The sequence below is a fragment of the Streptomyces sp. NPDC005962 genome (genome assembly GCF_040629205.1).
In the GTDB taxonomy this organism is placed as follows: Bacteria; Actinomycetota; Actinomycetes; order Streptomycetales; family Streptomycetaceae; genus Streptomyces.
On the sequence record NZ_JBEXVE010000004.1, the window covers coordinates 317,266 to 332,093 of the forward strand.

Below are 14,828 nucleotides of genomic sequence, written 5' to 3' on the forward strand. Positions count from 1 at the left end.
GCTCATGGGTGCCGGCTGCTGACCGAGACCGCCTCGCCCGTCATGTACGAGCTGTAGCCGCTGGCCAGGAAGACGATGACGTTGGCGACCTCCCACGGCTCGGCGTACCGGCCGAACGCCTCGCGCTCGGTCAGCTCGGCCAGCAGCTCGGGCGTGGTGACCTTCACCAGGTGCGGATGCATGGCGAGGCTCGGCGAGACGGCGTTGACCCGCACCCCGTACGCGGCGGCCTCGACGGCGGCGCAGCGGGTCAGCGCCATGACCCCGGCCTTGGCGGCGGCGTAGTGGGCCTGTCCGGCCTGGGCGCGCCAGCCGACGACCGAGGCGTTGTTGACGATGGCCCCGCCGCCGGGTCCGCGGGCCTTCATGCGGCGCAGGGCGGCGCGGGTGCAGCGGAAGGTGCCGCCGAGGGTGACCTCGATGACCTTGTGCCACTGGTCGTCGGTCATCTCGGTGAGTTCGGCGGTGCCGCCGAGGCCCGCGTTGTTGACCACGACATCCAGCCGTCCGTGCTGTTCCTCGGCGAGGTCGAAGAGCGCCGCCACCTCGTCCTCGTCGGTGACGTCGCAGGTCAGCCCGGCGACGCGGTCCGCTCCGAACTCCTCGGCGAGGGCGGCGGCCGTTTCGTCGAGGCGGCGTGGGTGGGCGTCGCCGATGACGATCCGGGCGCCCTCCTCCAGGAACCGGCGGGCCGTGGCGCCGCCGATCCCGGCACCCGCCGCGGCCGTGATGACGGCCGTGCGGCCGGTGAGCAGGCCGTGGCCGGGGACGTACGACGGCTTGTTGTCCATCACGGCGCCACGGTAACCTACCAAACACTTGTTAGGGAAGGAGCCGGGGGCCCGATGGATCTCGACCTGACCGAGCGGCAGGAGGCGTTCCGGGCCGAGGCCCGGCGGTGGCTCGCGGCCCATGTGCCCGCCGCCCCGCTGCCGTCCCTGGAGACCGCCGAGGGGTTCGCCGCCCACCGCGACTGGGAGCGGACCCTGTCCTCCGGCCGCTGGTCGGCGGTGACCTGGCCCGAGGAGTACGGCGGGCGGGGCGCGTCGGTGCTGGAGTGGCTGCTGTTCGAGGAGGAGTACTACGCGGCGGGCGCGCCCGGCCGGGTGAGCCAGAACGGCGTCAGCCTGCTGGCCCCGACCCTCTTCGACCACGGCACCGCCGCCCAGCGCGCCCGGCTGCTGCCGCCGATGGCGCGCGGCGAGGTCGTCTGGGCGCAGGCGTGGTCCGAGCCGGAGGCGGGCTCCGACCTCGCCTCGCTGCGTTCCACCGCCCGGCGCACGGACGGCGGCTGGCTGCTGACCGGCCAGAAGACCTGGTCGTCCCGGGCGGCCTTCGCCGACCGGGCCTTCGGGCTGTTCCGCAGCCACCGGGAGCCCGGCGCCCCGCCGCACCGCGGGCTGACGTATCTGATGTTCCCGCTGGACGCCCCCGGCGTGACTGTACGCCCCATCGGCCGCCTCGACGGGAAGCCCGCGTTCGCCGAACTCTTCCTGGACGAGGTGTTCGTACCCGACGAGGACGTCATCGGCGAGGCGGGGCAGGGCTGGCGGGTCGCGATGAGCACCGCGGGCAATGAGCGCGGCCTGACCCTGCGCAGCCCCGGCCGGTTCACGGCCGCCGCCCGCCGTCTGACCGCCCTGTGGCGCGAGCGCGCGGCCGCCGGGGACGAGGCGGGCGCGGCCCTGCGGGACCGGGTGGCCGACGCCGTGATCCGCGCCCGCGCGTATGAACTCTCCGCGTACGCGGGCGCCTCGCGGCTGGCCGCCGGGGGGACGCTCGGGGCCGAGTCGAGCCTCAACAAGGTCTTCTGGTCGGAGCTGGACATCGGCCTCCACGAAACGGCCCTCGATCTGCTGGGGCCATGCGGTGAACTGGCGGAGGACGGCTGGGCGGAGGGCTATGTGTTCGCGCTGGCGGGGCCGATCTACGCCGGGACGAACGAGATCCAGCGGGACATCGTGGCGGAGCGGCTGCTCGGCCTGCCGAAGGGCCGGCGATGAGCGGCTACCCGCTTCCGGTGACTGCCTCCGCGACGAAGGGCGACCGCGCATGAGGTTCCTGCTGGACCAGGCGCAGCGCGACTTCGGTCGCACCCTCGACCGGCTGCTCGGCGCCGCCGACACCCCCGGCGTGGCGCGGGCGTGGGCGCGCGGGGAGTCCGCGCCCGGGCGGGCGCTGTGGGGGCGGCTCGCCGAGGCCGGGGTGACCGCGCTCGCCGTGCCGGAGGCGTACGAGGGGGTGGGGCCGCTGCCGGTGGAGCTGGCCGTCGCCTGCGTCGAACTGGGGCGGCACGCCGTGCCGGGGCCGTGGGCCGAGACGGCCGCGGCGGCGGTGCTGCTGACGGCGTCCCCCTCGGCCGGGGACTGGCTGCCCCGTATCGCCTCCGGGCAGGCCATGGTCACGGTGGCGATGGCCGACGGCGGTCCGTACGCCCTGGACGCGGACGCCGCGGACGCCGTGCTCGCCGTCCGCGGCGAGGAGTTGTGTCTGGCCCCGGGCCACGGCCCGGTGCGGGCCTCCCTCGACCCCGCCCGGCGGCTCGCCCCGCCGCTGCCCGGGGGCGAGCTCCTCGCCCGGGGCGCGGCCGTCGCCGAGGCCGCCGCACGCGCGGCGGACTGGGCCGCCTTCGCGACGGCCGCGCAGTCCCTCGGTACCGGGTTCGCGCTGCTGGACCGGACCGTGGCGTATGTGAAGCAGCGGACCCAGTTCGGCCGTGCGATCGGCTCGTTCCAGGCGGTGCGGCACCAGTTGGCGGATGTGCTCATCGGGCTCGAATTCGCCCGCCCGCTGCTCCACGGGGCCGCCGTCGCCCTCGCGGCGGGCGGCTCGGGGGGCGGGGCCGGGGCCGAGGTGGCCGCCGCCAAGGTGGCGGCGGGCGAGGCGGCGTACGCGGCCGCCCGCACCGCCCTCCAGCTGCACGGCGCGATCGGCTACACGGACGAGTACGACCTGTCGCTGTGGATTCGCAAGGCCCGCGCCCTGCGCGGCGCCTGGGGCTCGCCCTCGGCCTGCCGCGCCCGCGTACTCGCGTCCTGAGCCGAGTGTCCTGAGCCGCGTGTGCCGAGCCGTGCGCGTCCTGACCCGCGCGTTCTGCCCCGCGCGTCCTGACAAGGGGCCGCGCACCGGGCCATGCTGTACCGACCGCCACGTCGGCGAAGCGAACAGCGAGGTATGCCCGGATGCACCGGCCCCGGCCCACCCTGGAGAGCGTGGCCCGGCACGCGGGCGTCTCGCGTGCCACGGTCTCCCGCGTCGTCAACGGCTCGACCAGGGTCGCCGAGGACAGCCGGGCGGCGGTGCTGCGGGCCGTCGAGGAGCTGGGGTACGTCCCCAACCAGGCGGCCCGCAGCCTGGTCACCCGGCGCACCGACTCGTTCGCGCTCGTCCTGCCCGAGGAGCCGGGCCGGGTCTTCTCGGACGACCAGTTCTTCCAGGGAGTGGTGCGCGGCGTCGGGCAGGAGCTGGAGGAGGCGGACAAGCAGCTCGTGCTGATGATGGCCCGCTCCCCCGCCGGGCGGGACCGCATCGAGCGCTTCGCCCAGGCGCGCCACGTCGACGGGGTCATGGTCGCCTCCATGCACGGCGCCGATCCGCTGCCCGCCGCGCTGGCCCTCATGGGCATTCCGGTGGTCTGCAACGAACGGCTGCCGGGCTCGGCGGCGCTGCCGTACGTGGGGGTCGACAACGCCGGGGGCGCGGCCCTCGCCGTGACGCATCTGCTCCGCTCCGGCCGCACCCGCGTCGCCACGGTCGCGGGCCCGCAGGACATGGTGGCGGGCATCGACCGGCTGACCGGCTACACGGCGGCGCTGAGCGAGGCGCGGCGGGAACCGGTGGTGGCGGCCGGGGACTTCACCCAGGAGTCGGGCGCGGTCGCGATGCGGGAGCTGCTGGGGCGGCAGCCGGAACTGGACGCCGTCTTCGCGGCCTCCGACCTCATGGGCCTCGGCGTGCTGCGGGCCCTGCGGGAGGCCGGGCGGCGGGTGCCGGAGGACGTGGCGGTGGTGGGCTTCGACGACGTACAGGCGGCCCGTTACGCGGACCCGCCGCTGACGACGGTGCGGCAGCCGATCGCGGAGATCGGGCGGCGGCTGGCGCGTCAGCTGCTGCGGCTGGCGGGCGGGGAGGCGATCGAACCGGCGGTGGTGCTGGACGTGCAACTGGTGCTGCGCGGCTCGGCGTAGCGAAGGGCTGGGCGGCTCGGCGCAGCCGAGGGCCGCACGGCTCGGCGCGGCGGGCGGCTCAGTCGCCGGTGTACTGGCGCAGCAGCCCGCGGAACTCCCGCTCGAACGCCTCGTACCGCGCCCGCAGAACGGCGCCCGGCCAGCCCGGCGGCAGGAGTTCGTCCGGCAGCACCGGATCGGTCAGCAGATGCCGCAGCACCGCCGCCGCCACCGTGAAGCGGTCGGCCGGGCTGCGCGCCGCGCCCAGGGCGGCGAGGAGGCTGTGCGCCCGGTCGGCCCAGTCCGGCAGATCCCAGAGCCGGGCCGCGAGGGCGGCCGGGTCGTCCTCCGGGGTGGCGGTGAAGCAGCCGCACTGCTCGGCGACGACGGGCGGGCGGGGGCGTACGAGGTTGGCGGGGCGCAGCCAGGTGCCCTCGCGGAGTTCGGCGAGCCGCAGCGCGGCCATCGCCTGGCGGAGCGCGGCGCGTTCGGGGGCGGGGCGGCGGTCGGGGGTGACGACGGCGATCTCCCAGGTGCCGTCCCAGGGCCGGGTGCGGGGGGCGCGGCTGTCGTCCTGGCGGGCCTGGCGGGCGAGCAGCCGGTCGGTGAGCCGGTAGGCGCCGCCGTGCTGTTCGAGGTCACCGGCGGCCACCATCCGGGTGAGGGCGACCCGCACCGTCCCCTCGGCCGTGCCGAACATCGCGCCGACGCGGACGAGCGCGCGGGCGGGCAGCCGCGGCGGATGGTGGCCCAGCAGGGTGCTGAGCACGATCGAGCGCGCCGTCAGGGGGCGCAGCGTAAGCGTTCCGGTGTCGTCCATGGCTGTGCGGAACCCTATCCGTCACCGTCCTCCCGACTATCATTACAGTTTCCCATCACGCATACTTAAACTGTAAGAACCGCACCGGAACCGACCCGCCCCGCAGGACCGCACGGACCCGGCACGGCACCGCGGCGACCCCAGGAGACGCTTGCCATGAGCGCGACACACGAAGTCCTCAACCAGGCTCCGCCCCTCTCCGGCTTCAGCACGGCCGACGACCCCGCCCTGCTGGAGGCCCTGCGCCGGGACGGCGCCGAATGGGCCGAGCCGCAGGTGCGGGAGGTGGGGGCGCGGGCCGGTTCCGCCGAGGTCCAGGACTGGGCCCGGATGGCGGAGGAGCACCCTCCGGTGCTGCACACCCATGACCGCTACGGGCACCGGATCGACGAGGTCGAGTACCACCCCGCCTACCACCGGCTGATGACCGCCGCCGTGGAGAGCGGCCAGCACGCGGCGGCCTGGGCCGAGACCCGCCCCGGGCGGCACCTGGCGCGCGCGGCGAAGTTCTACGCCTTCGCCCAGGCCGAGCCCGGCCACGGCTGCCCGGTCTCCATGACGTACGCCTCCGTCCCGGCACTGCGCGCCGAACCGGAACTGGCCGCCGCGTACGAGCCGCTGCTGACCGCCCGCACCTACGACTTCGGGCTGCGCGCGCCGCTCACCAAGCGCGGGCTGATCGCGGGCATGTCGATGACGGAGAAGCAGGGCGGCTCGGACGTCCGCGCCAACACCACCGAGGCCGTACCGGCGGCGGACGGGACGTACCTGCTCACCGGCCACAAGTGGTTCACCTCGGCGCCGATGAGCGATGTGTTCCTGACACTGGCACAGGCCCCCGAAGGGGTGACCTGCTTCCTGGTGCCGCGCGTCCTGCCGGACGGCACCCGCAACGCCCTGTACCTCCAGCGGCTCAAGAACAAGCTCGGCAACCGCTCCAACGCCTCCTCCGAGATCGAGTACGACCGCGCCGTGGCCTGGCGGGTCGGTGAACCGGGGCGCGGGGTGCGGACCATCGTCGAGATGGTCAACGTGACCCGGCTGGACTGCGTGATCGGCTCGGCGGCGGGCATGCGCGCCGGGCTGCGGCAGGCGCTGCACCACTGCGAGCACCGCCGGGCCTTCGGCGCCGAGCTGATCGACCAGCCGCTGATGCGTAGCGTCCTGGCGGATCTGGCGGTCGAGTCGGAGGCGGCCACCACCCTCTCCATGCGGCTGGCGGCGGCCCTGGACCGCGCCGAGGCCGGGGACGTCGGCGAGGCGGCGCTGCGCAGGCTGGGGCTCGCGGCCGGCAAGTACTGGGTGTGCAAGCGCGGCGCCACGCACGCCGCCGAGGCCCTGGAGTGCCTGGGCGGCAACGGCTACGTGGAGGACTCCGGCATGCCGCGCCTGTACCGGGAGGCGCCGCTGCAGTCGATATGGGAGGGCTCGGGGAACGTCGCCGCCCTCGACGTACTGCGCGCGCTCGGCCGGGAGACGGGCGCGCTGGACGCCTTCCTCGCCGAGGTGGACACCGCCGCCGGGGCCGACGCCCGGCTGGACGCGGCCGTGGCCCGGCTGCGCGCGCTGCTGCCGCAGCTCGCCGATCCGCAGCGGGCCCAGTTGCTCGCGCGCCGCCTCGCCGAGCAGATGACCCTGGTCCTCCAGGGCAGCCTGCTGGTGCGGTACAGCCACCCGGCGGTCGCCGACGCGTTCTGCGCCTCCCGGCTCGACGGGGACTGGGGGCACGCGTTCGGCACCCTGCCGCCGGGGACGGACACCGGCCCGATCCTGGACCGGGCCCGCCCCAAGGACCTCCGGGCGTAAACCTCACTCACGGAAACCTCCACATGTTTTCCCCTATTCGGGCGAATCATGGGGGGCACAGGGCTGACAGCGGTCCGTTCAGCCGAATATCTCCTCGTGAATCGATGGCATGGCGCATGGCGGGCGGGGGTCCTCACGACGGCCCTGCTGCTCGCCTCGACGGGGGCGACGGCCTTGGCCGACGGGGACGGTGACGGACGGGCGGCCACCGCCGCCCCGGAGCGGACGACCGACGTCCGGGACGGGACGGCGGGGACGTGGACGGGGGGCGGGGGTGCGGATCATGGAGTGCGTACGGGGTTGAGGCTGCGGGTGCGGGTCCAGTTCGGCCCGGGGTTCTGTGTGTGCGTCAGGGCGTCGGTGGCGGCGCGGCGGGGCTGGCTCAAGTTCCGGTACGGCTGGTGCCCACCGCCCAAGCCGACACCGACGCCAACCCCCACGCCCACGCCCAGCCCCACTCCGACGCCCACACCCACACCCACGCCCACACCCACGCCAACACCTACGCCGACGCCCACACCCACGCCGACGCCGAGTCCCACCGCGAGCCCCGCGCCGACGCCCACGCCCAGCGCGTCGCCTTCGGTCACCCCGGCGCCGAGCCCCACGCCGACGCGCGCCCCCGCGCCCACCCGGTCGGCGGGACCCGCGCCCGCACCGCCCGCGCGGCGCCCCGCGCCACCGCTCCCGGTCGCTCCGCCGACCCGGCCGCCCAAACCTCCGGCACCGTCCCCCGAGCCGGTTCCCACGCCGAGCGAGACCCGTCGCGTCGAGGTGCACGCGTATCAGAAACCCGCGCGCCACGAACCCGACAGCCGGACCTCCTTGGTCACGTTCACCCTGCTGATCACCGCGCCCGCGGTCCTCGCGGCCGCCGCGCTCCGTCCCCGCTCGCGCTCCGGCTCGCGCGGCGGCCGACGCGGCTGACCCGCCCCCACCGCCGGCCGTCCCGGCCGATTCGTACCGGAGGTTACCCATGCCCGAATGGCTGATTCTGATTCTTCTGACGGCCGGGATCTGCGCGGTCGTCGTCGTCTTAGCGATCCTCAACGCCCGCCGCCTCGGCGACGACGACGATCCGAGCGAGACCCCCGATGTCCTCGACTACATGATCATGATGATCGGCGTGGTCTACGCGATCGTGCTGGGCCTGGCCATCGCCGGGGTCTGGGAGTCCCGCGGCGCCGCCCAGGACGGTGTGCGGACGGAGGCGCAGGCGCTGCACGAGGTGTCCGAGCGGGTGAGCGTCTATCCCCAGCCGGTGCGCGACCGCATCCGCGACGACGTCGACGCGTACGCGCGCCATGTGGTGTCCCGGGAGTGGCAGGTGATGGTCGACAAGGGCGAGCTGACCGACCGGGGCACCGACCTGCTGGCCAGGCTGCGGCACGACGTCACGATGGCCGAGCCGCAGACCAACCTCCAGTCGCAGGCCTACCAGCCGCTCGTGGACCAGGTGGCCGCCGTCGACGACGCGCGCGGCGCCCGGCAGCAGAGCGCCGGGCCGACGATGCCCGAAGTGGTCTGGTTCGGGCTGCTGTTCGGCGCGGCGCTGGTGATCGGGCTGGTCTTCACCCTGCAGATCCGCCGCTCACCACGGGAACTGATGCTGGCGGTGATGTTCACCGCCCTCATCATCTTCCTGCTCTATCTGGTGTGGGACTTCGACGAGCCCTTCGGACGGGCGGTCGGCGACGCGACGGCGCCCTTCACCGACCTGTTCCCCGGCGTCCGCTCGGGCGTGTGACCGACCCGGTCAGGACACCGGCACCGGGAGCACCCGGCGCAGCGGGTCCTCGGGCAGCCGGCCGTGGGCCTTCCACTCGCGCGGGTAGCCGACCGAGACCTCCTGGAACTTCACCCCGTCCTCCACCGTGGTCCGGGGGATGTGCAGATGGCCGTAGACGACGGTCTCGGCGCGGAACCGGACGTGCCAGTCGGCCGTCAGCTCGGTGCCGCACCACAGGGCGAAGTCCGGGTAGCGCAGCACCCGGGTGGGCAGCCGGGTCATCGGCCAGTGGTTGATGAGCACCGTCTTCAGCGCGGGGTCGCACGCGGCGAGCCGGGCCTCGGTCTCGGCGATCCGGGCGCGGCACCAGGCGTCGCGGGTGGGGTAGGGGTCGGGGTGCAGGAAGTGCTCGTCGGTGCAGACGACGCCCTCGTCGTGGGCGTGGGCGAGGGCGGCTTCCTTGGTGTGGAGGCCGTCGAGGCGGAAGGTGTAGTCGTAGAGCAGGAACAGCGGGGCGATGGTGAGCGGCCCGCCGTTGCCCTCCCATACCGGGAACGGGTCCTCGGGCGTGACGATGCCCTTGCTCCGGCACATCTCCACCAGCGCCTCGTAGCGCGCCACGCCCCGGGCCTCCACCGGGTCCTTGGGGTGGGTCCACAGCTCATGGTTGCCCGGCGACCAGATGACCTTGGCGAAGCGCTCGCTCAGCAGCCCCAGTGCCCATTCGATGTCGGCGAAGACCTCGCCGACGTCCCCGGCGACGATCAGCCAGTCGTCCTCGGAGCCGGGCCGGAGCCGCTCCACGATCGCCCGGTTCTCCTCGTAGGCCACGTGCAGGTCACTGATGGCGAGTAGTTCGCCCCGGTGCGTGCCGCCCATTGTTTCTCCTGTCGTACGGTCGGCGGTCATGATGCGGGACGGCCCGGATGATCAACCGTTCGTCCCTCCCGCTAGCCTCGCAGATGTGGTGGACAAACTTCCCGCGGCCTTCGAGCGCGGAACTGACGGTCCGAAGGTTATCGTGGCCGGACTGGACGGCTCCGAGACGTCCTGGCGTGCCACCGCGTACGCCGCGGGGCTGGCCAGACGCCAGAACGCGCTGCTCGTCGTGGTGTACGTACAGCCGGTGCTGGCGGCGGGCGCGTCGCTGGGCGCCTCCGTGGCGGACACCACGGGCGAGGTGGCAGAGGAGCTGCTGCGGGAGGTGCGCGAGGCGACCGAGCGGCTGCGCGGGGTCTTCGAGGTGCGCTGGGAGTTCCACACCTTCCGCGGCGATCCGTACAACGGCCTGGTGACGGCGGCGGACGAGCTGAAGGCCGACGCGGTGGTGGTCGGCGCGTCCGAGCAGGCGGGGCACCGCATCGTCGGCTCGGTGGCGGTGCGGCTGGTCAAGGCGGGGCGCTGGCCGGTCACGGTGGTGCCGTAGCCCGCCGGGCCGGGTCCGCGGGGCCGTCGTCCGGCTCGCGGACCGGGGCGGGGTGAGGCACCGTGGGGAGAGGGGCATCCGGACCGCCCCAGGACCCTGACCGGGGAGACTGCCATGTCCCATACCTACCGGGTAACGGAGATCGTCGGCTCGTCCACCGAGAGCGTCGACGACGCGATCCGCAGCGGTATCACCCGCGCCTCGAAGACGCTGCGCAATCTGGACTGGTTCGAGGTCGGCGACGTCCGCGGGCATATCGAGAACGGCCGGATCGCGCACTACCAGGTGGGGCTGAAGCTCGGCTTCCGGCTGGAGGACACCGGCTCCGGCTCCGGAGACCTGCCCGGCTGACCGCTGCCCGGCCGACCGCGACCACGACCAAGCGGCATCAGCCACGGGGGACGACGGCGGACAGCACGGACGGCAGCGGATACCAGTCGGCGGTCGCGAAGCTGGCGTGCCGGGCGGCGAGGTCGTTCACCCGCGCCCGGGCCTGGGCCTCGGTGGGGCTGGTGCCGTCGATGGCGGGCGCGACGTTCTGCGCGTCCGTCATGATCAGGATGTAGTGGCGGGTGTCGTACCAGGCGGTGTCGATGTTCTGGGTGACGTACGCGGAGGCGTCGCCGTCGAAGAACACGAACCACGGGCGGATCGCCGCGTCCTGGTAGCGGGTGCGCGGGTCACCGGCTGCCGCGTTGTGGACGGCGGGGAAGGCGGCCGCCCGGCGGAGCTGGCCGGCGGCAGCGAGGTCGCGCAGGTGGGTGGCGTATTCGCGGTCGGTCCACAGGGTGTCGAGCGGGTTGTTCTCCTCGACGGTGCCCGGGATCAGCTCGACGATGAACTTGCCCGCGAGCGCGGACCGGGACGGCCAGGCCCCGGCCTGTACCGCCGCGTCCAGGTCGGGGTGGTCGCCCACCACGTCCGCGGGGCGCAGCAGCGCGTCGCCGAGCGTGGCCGACAGAAGCGCGTCGAGGTCGTCGGGGCCGCGGCCGCTCTTGCCGTAGAAGCCGTCCTTCATTTCCGTCTTGATGACGATGGGACGGTGGCCGGGGTGGGCGTCATGCCAGGCCTTCATGTCGGCGAGGCAGCCTGCCAGGCTCTGGTCGCGGGCCTTGGTGCGCAGTTCGGCGGGGGTGGCGGCGTTCTCGCAGTTGTTGTCGTTGCCGAGCGGGTTGCTGTGCGAGACCCGCCACCCGGCGCCGAACGCGTTGGTCCACACGTCGAGTTCGAGCAGGGAGGCGCCGGAGTCGAGCGCGTCGGCGAAGTACGGATACTTGGCCTTCTCGTACGCGTTGTGCACCCCCACCCCGGTGGTGGCGGCGTACGACGGCTCGGCCGCTGCGGCCGGGCTCGCGCCCTCCGCCGCCGTCAGCCACAGCGCGGCGGCCGCCGCCGCGACCGCCACCGTCCGCGTGTGCCGCGCCCCGCCGGACACGGTTCTCCCCGAGTTGCCCATCTGTCCCCACCCCTGCCGCCGCTGTCACAACCGGGCAGCAGCGTACGGGAGGGGCCGACGGGTGACGAGAGGAGCCGCGTCACATAGGGGTGTTGCGGGGTCGGGAAGTGTTCCGGGGTCAGGCGGCGACGAGTTCGCGGGCCGCCGCGGTGATGGCCTCGGCGTCGATCCCGGCCTGGTTCAGCTGCTCGGCCGGGGTGCCGGACAGCGGCATGTTCCGCACGGCGAGCCGCACGATACGGGGTGCCGGGCGGCCGTCGGCGAAGGCGCCCTGGACCGCGTCGCCCACCCCGCCTTCGGGGTGGTGGTCCTCGACGGTGATCAGACGGCCCGTCACCTCGGCTGCGGTACGCAGCGCCTCGGCGTCGACCGGCTTGAGCGAATACAGGTCGATGACGCGGGCGGAGATGCCGTCCCGGGCGAGCCGGTCGGCGGCGGCGATGGCCTCGTGGACGGTGATCCCGGCCGCGACGAGGGTGACGCGGTCGCTCTCGGTGGCGCGCAGGATCTTGGAGCCGCCGATGGGGAAGCGCTCGGAGGACGGGTAGATGACGGGCGTTCCGCCGCGCGAGGTGCGCAGGTAGCGGATGCCCGACAGCTCGGCCATGGCGGCGGTCAGCTGGGCGGTCTGGTTGGCGTCGCACGGGTAGAGCACAGTGCTGCCGTGCACCGCCCTCATCGCCGCCAGATCCTCCAGGCCCATCTGCGAGGGCCCGTCCTGGCCGATGGAGACCCCGGCGTGCGAGCCGATCAGGTTGAGATCGGCGCGGCTGACGGCGGCCATCCGGACGAAGTCGTAGGCGCGGGTGAGGAACGCGGAGAAAGTGCAGGCGTACGGGGTCCAGCCGCGCGTCTGCATGCCGACCGCGGCGGCCACCATCTGCTGTTCGGCGATGTAGAACTCGAAGTAGCGCTCGGGGTGTTCCTTGTGGAAGTACTCCAGCCGGGTCGAGTCGCCCACCTCACCGTCGAGCGCCACCACATCGCCGCGGGCGGTGCCCACGGCGGCCAGGGCCTCGCCGAACGCGTCGCGGGTGGGGACGGTGTCGCCGGTGTTGAAGCGCGGCAGGCTCAGCGGGCCTTCCGAGGTGGGCCGGGTGGGCTTCTCCGCGGGCGGGCCGAGCACCGGTACCGCCATGTTCCGTACGCCGCCGAGTTCGGCGATGGCCTCGTCGGGGTCCTTCAGCGGCTTGCCGTGCATGCCCTCGTGGTTCTCCACGGAGGCGACGCCACGGCCCTTCTGGGTGCGGGCGATGATGGCGGTGGGGCAGCCGACGGTCGACGTCGCCTCGCCGTACGCGCGGTCGATCGCGGCGATGTCGTGCCCGTCGACCTCGACGGTGTGCCAGTCGAAGGCGCGGATGCGGCGGGCGTAGGCGTCGAGGTCCCACTGATGGCGGGTGGGCCCGCGCTGGCCGAGCCGGTTGACGTCGATGATGGCGGTGAGATTGTCGAGCCGTTCGTGGCCCGCGTGTTCGAACGCCTCCCACATCGAGCCCTCGGCCATCTCGCTGTCCCCGCACAGCACCCAGACCCGGCTGGAGACGTGGTCGAGCCGCTTTCCGGCCAGCGCCATGCCGACGCCGAAGGGCAGCCCCTGGCCGAGCGATCCGGTGGCCACGTCCACCCAGGGCAGTTCGGGGGTGGGGTGGCCCTCCAGCCTGCTGCCGAGCGTGCGGAAGGTGAGCAGTTCCTCGTCCTTGAGCGCCCCGGCCGCCTTGTAGACCGAGTACAGCAGCGGGGAGGCGTGGCCCTTGGAGAAGATCAGGTGGTCGTTGCCCGGGTGCTCCGGCTTCTCGAAGTCATAGCGCAGATGGTTGCCCATGAGGACGGCCATCAGGTCCGCCGCCGACATCGACGACGTGGGGTGTCCGGACCCGGCGGCGGACGAGGACCGCACGGAGTCCACCCGCAGCTGCTGCCCGAGCTCGCTGAGCTGTTCGTGTCGCATTGTTCTCCTTCCACGTTCTTTCGGCGGCCCAGCCTTTCGGCGACTCAGCCTTCCGGAGGTTCAGCCTTCCGGAGGCTCAGCCGCCGTCGCGGCTGTGCCGCACGACCTCGGGTGACTCGGTGTCCAGCGGCACCGACCAGGACGGCACCAGGCCGAACTGCACCGCCTGCGGCGGCAGCGCCGCGTCCAGCAGCCAGTCGGCGGCCACCCGGACCCGGTTGCCGGGCATCGCCATCAGGTGGTATCCGCGGGTGACCGCGTTGGCCGCGGGTCCGGCCAGCGGGATGTGCAGCGGGTCCGCGGCCGCCTGTACCCCGCCGAGGTCGACCGTGAACCCCAGGTCGTGGTGTTTGTACGGGCGCGGGGTGCCGCGTCCGAGAGAGGCGAGGATGTTACGGGCCGCCACCCTGCCCTGGCGCTGCGCGTGCTGCGCGGTCATCGCCGTGAACTCGCCCGGCCGGGTCAGATCCGGCACCGCGGCGGCGTCCCCGCAGGCCAGCACCTCCGGATGGCCGGGCACGGCCAGATACTGGTCGACCCGCAGCCGCCCCTTCTCGGTCGCCAGCCCGAGGTCCTCCACCAGCGGGTCGGGGCGTACGCCGACGCACCAGATCAGCGACCGGGTGTCGATGAAGTCGCCGTCGTCGAGCAGCACCCCGTCGGAGGTGGCCTCCTTGACCGAGGTGCCCAGCCTGATGTCCACACCGCGCCGCCGCAGCACCCGGTCCGCGCTACGGGACAGCCGTTCGTCCAGCGAGGGCAGCACCCGGTCCGCGACGTCGGCCAGGACCCAGCGGGGCGGCGGGTCGTGGCGCAGCGCGGCGTTCTGGCGGGCGAGCGCATTGGTGAACAGCACGCCGTGGGCCGCCACTTCGGTGCCGGTGTATCCGGCGCCGACCACCACGAAGGTGCGGCGCGCGGCCCGCTCGCGGGGGGCGCGGGTGTTGGCCGCCATCTCGATCTGGCGGGTGATGTGGTCCCGCAGGTAGAGGGCCTCGGGCATGCCGCGGAAGCCGTGCGCGTGTTCGGCCACGCCGGGGATCGGCAGCAGTTTGTTGACGCTGCCCACCGCCAGGACCAGCCGGTCGTAGCCCATGTCGCCGCGTCCGCCCTCGGGGTCGGTCCAGGTGACCCGGCGGCCGGTGAGGTCGACGGAGTCGACGTTGCCCAGCACCAGCCGGACGTGCGGCAGGGTGCCGGTGAGGGACACCGACACCCGGCGGGGCTCCAGGACACCGGCGGCCACCTCGGGGAGCAGCGGCAGGTACAGAAAGTAGTCGTTGGGGTTGATCAGGACGATCTCCGCCGAGCGGCGCAGGGCGCGTGACAGCGTACGAGCGGCCTGGTAACCGGCGAAACCGGCCCCCACGATCACGATGCGTACTGGGCTCACACGGACTCCCGGGCGTGACGAGGGCAGAGCGCTCCAAGTGCCCGTACAGGCCGAGGCCAAACCTGGGTCGCGGTCGGCCCC

At 73.8% G+C, this 14,828-nt stretch carries 14 protein-coding genes; 7 read left to right on the forward strand and 7 right to left on the reverse strand.

Annotation, left to right across the window (positions count from 1 at the left end; genetic code table 11):
- Positions 1-2 precede the first annotated feature (2 nt).
- Complete coding sequence (locus ABZ370_RS09780) at positions 3-791, reverse strand: SDR family oxidoreductase (protein ID WP_358618800.1); 789 nt, start codon at positions 789-791, stop codon at positions 3-5.
- 54 nt (positions 792-845) lie between these two features.
- Between ABZ370_RS09780 and ABZ370_RS09785 the strand changes: the two genes are divergently transcribed.
- The 3 genes from ABZ370_RS09785 to ABZ370_RS09795 all read left to right on the forward strand — a co-directional run bounded on the left by ABZ370_RS09785 (position 846) and on the right by ABZ370_RS09795 (position 4,187).
- Positions 846-2,003, forward strand: coding sequence for an acyl-CoA dehydrogenase family protein (locus ABZ370_RS09785; protein ID WP_358618647.1), 1,158 nt, complete (start codon positions 846-848; stop codon positions 2,001-2,003).
- 49 nt (positions 2,004-2,052) lie between these two features.
- Positions 2,053-3,039: an acyl-CoA dehydrogenase family protein gene (locus tag ABZ370_RS09790; protein WP_358618648.1), complete on the forward strand. Its 987-nt coding sequence runs from the start codon at positions 2,053-2,055 to the stop codon at positions 3,037-3,039.
- A gap of 143 nt (positions 3,040-3,182) precedes the next feature.
- Complete coding sequence (locus ABZ370_RS09795; protein WP_358618650.1) at positions 3,183-4,187, forward strand: LacI family DNA-binding transcriptional regulator; 1,005 nt, start codon at positions 3,183-3,185, stop codon at positions 4,185-4,187.
- Between the two features lie 58 nt (positions 4,188-4,245).
- Here ABZ370_RS09795 and ABZ370_RS09800 read toward each other — a convergent pair whose 3' ends face one another.
- Entirely contained in the window at positions 4,246-4,986 is a 741-nt protein-coding gene (locus tag ABZ370_RS09800) for a PaaX family transcriptional regulator C-terminal domain-containing protein (RefSeq protein ID WP_358618651.1), read from the reverse strand.
- Between the two features lie 156 nt (positions 4,987-5,142).
- Between ABZ370_RS09800 and ABZ370_RS09805 the strand changes: the two genes are divergently transcribed.
- Complete coding sequence (locus ABZ370_RS09805) at positions 5,143-6,792, forward strand: acyl-CoA dehydrogenase family protein (protein ID WP_358618652.1); 1,650 nt, start codon at positions 5,143-5,145, stop codon at positions 6,790-6,792.
- Positions 6,793-7,073: 281 nt separating this feature from the next.
- On the opposite strand, the gene ABZ370_RS09810 is transcribed toward ABZ370_RS09805, so the two are convergent.
- The gene (locus ABZ370_RS09810) at positions 7,074-7,508 is read right to left on the reverse strand and encodes a hypothetical protein (RefSeq protein WP_358618654.1); all 435 of its coding nucleotides are present in this window, start codon (positions 7,506-7,508) and stop codon (positions 7,074-7,076) included.
- Between the two features lie 260 nt (positions 7,509-7,768).
- On the opposite strand from ABZ370_RS09810, the gene ABZ370_RS09815 reads away from it, so the two are divergent.
- A complete protein-coding gene (locus ABZ370_RS09815) occupies positions 7,769-8,539 on the forward strand; it encodes a DUF4239 domain-containing protein (RefSeq protein ID WP_358618656.1) in 771 nt (256 codons plus the stop codon).
- Positions 8,540-8,548: 9 nt separating this feature from the next.
- Here ABZ370_RS09815 and ABZ370_RS09820 read toward each other — a convergent pair whose 3' ends face one another.
- Entirely contained in the window at positions 8,549-9,400 is an 852-nt protein-coding gene (locus tag ABZ370_RS09820; protein WP_358618657.1) for a metallophosphoesterase, read from the reverse strand.
- An 85-nt stretch (positions 9,401-9,485) separates the two neighbouring features.
- Here ABZ370_RS09820 and ABZ370_RS09825 point away from each other — a divergent pair, with 85 nt between their 5' ends.
- Complete coding sequence (locus ABZ370_RS09825; protein WP_358618659.1) at positions 9,486-9,947, forward strand: universal stress protein; 462 nt, start codon at positions 9,486-9,488, stop codon at positions 9,945-9,947.
- 114 nt (positions 9,948-10,061) lie between these two features.
- Positions 10,062-10,298, forward strand: coding sequence for a dodecin (locus ABZ370_RS09830; RefSeq protein WP_358618661.1), 237 nt, complete (start codon positions 10,062-10,064; stop codon positions 10,296-10,298).
- A gap of 37 nt (positions 10,299-10,335) precedes the next feature.
- Here ABZ370_RS09830 and ABZ370_RS09835 read toward each other — a convergent pair whose 3' ends face one another.
- The 3 genes from ABZ370_RS09835 to ABZ370_RS09845 form a co-directional block, all read right to left on the reverse strand.
- Positions 10,336-11,403, reverse strand: coding sequence for a phosphatidylinositol-specific phospholipase C domain-containing protein (locus ABZ370_RS09835; RefSeq protein ID WP_358618663.1), 1,068 nt, complete (start codon positions 11,401-11,403; stop codon positions 10,336-10,338).
- A 118-nt stretch (positions 11,404-11,521) separates the two neighbouring features.
- Entirely contained in the window at positions 11,522-13,354 is a 1,833-nt protein-coding gene (locus ABZ370_RS09840; protein ID WP_358618665.1) for a transketolase, read from the reverse strand.
- Between the two features lie 76 nt (positions 13,355-13,430).
- Entirely contained in the window at positions 13,431-14,747 is a 1,317-nt protein-coding gene (locus ABZ370_RS09845) for an NAD(P)/FAD-dependent oxidoreductase (RefSeq protein WP_358618667.1), read from the reverse strand.
- Positions 14,748-14,828 lie beyond the last annotated feature (81 nt).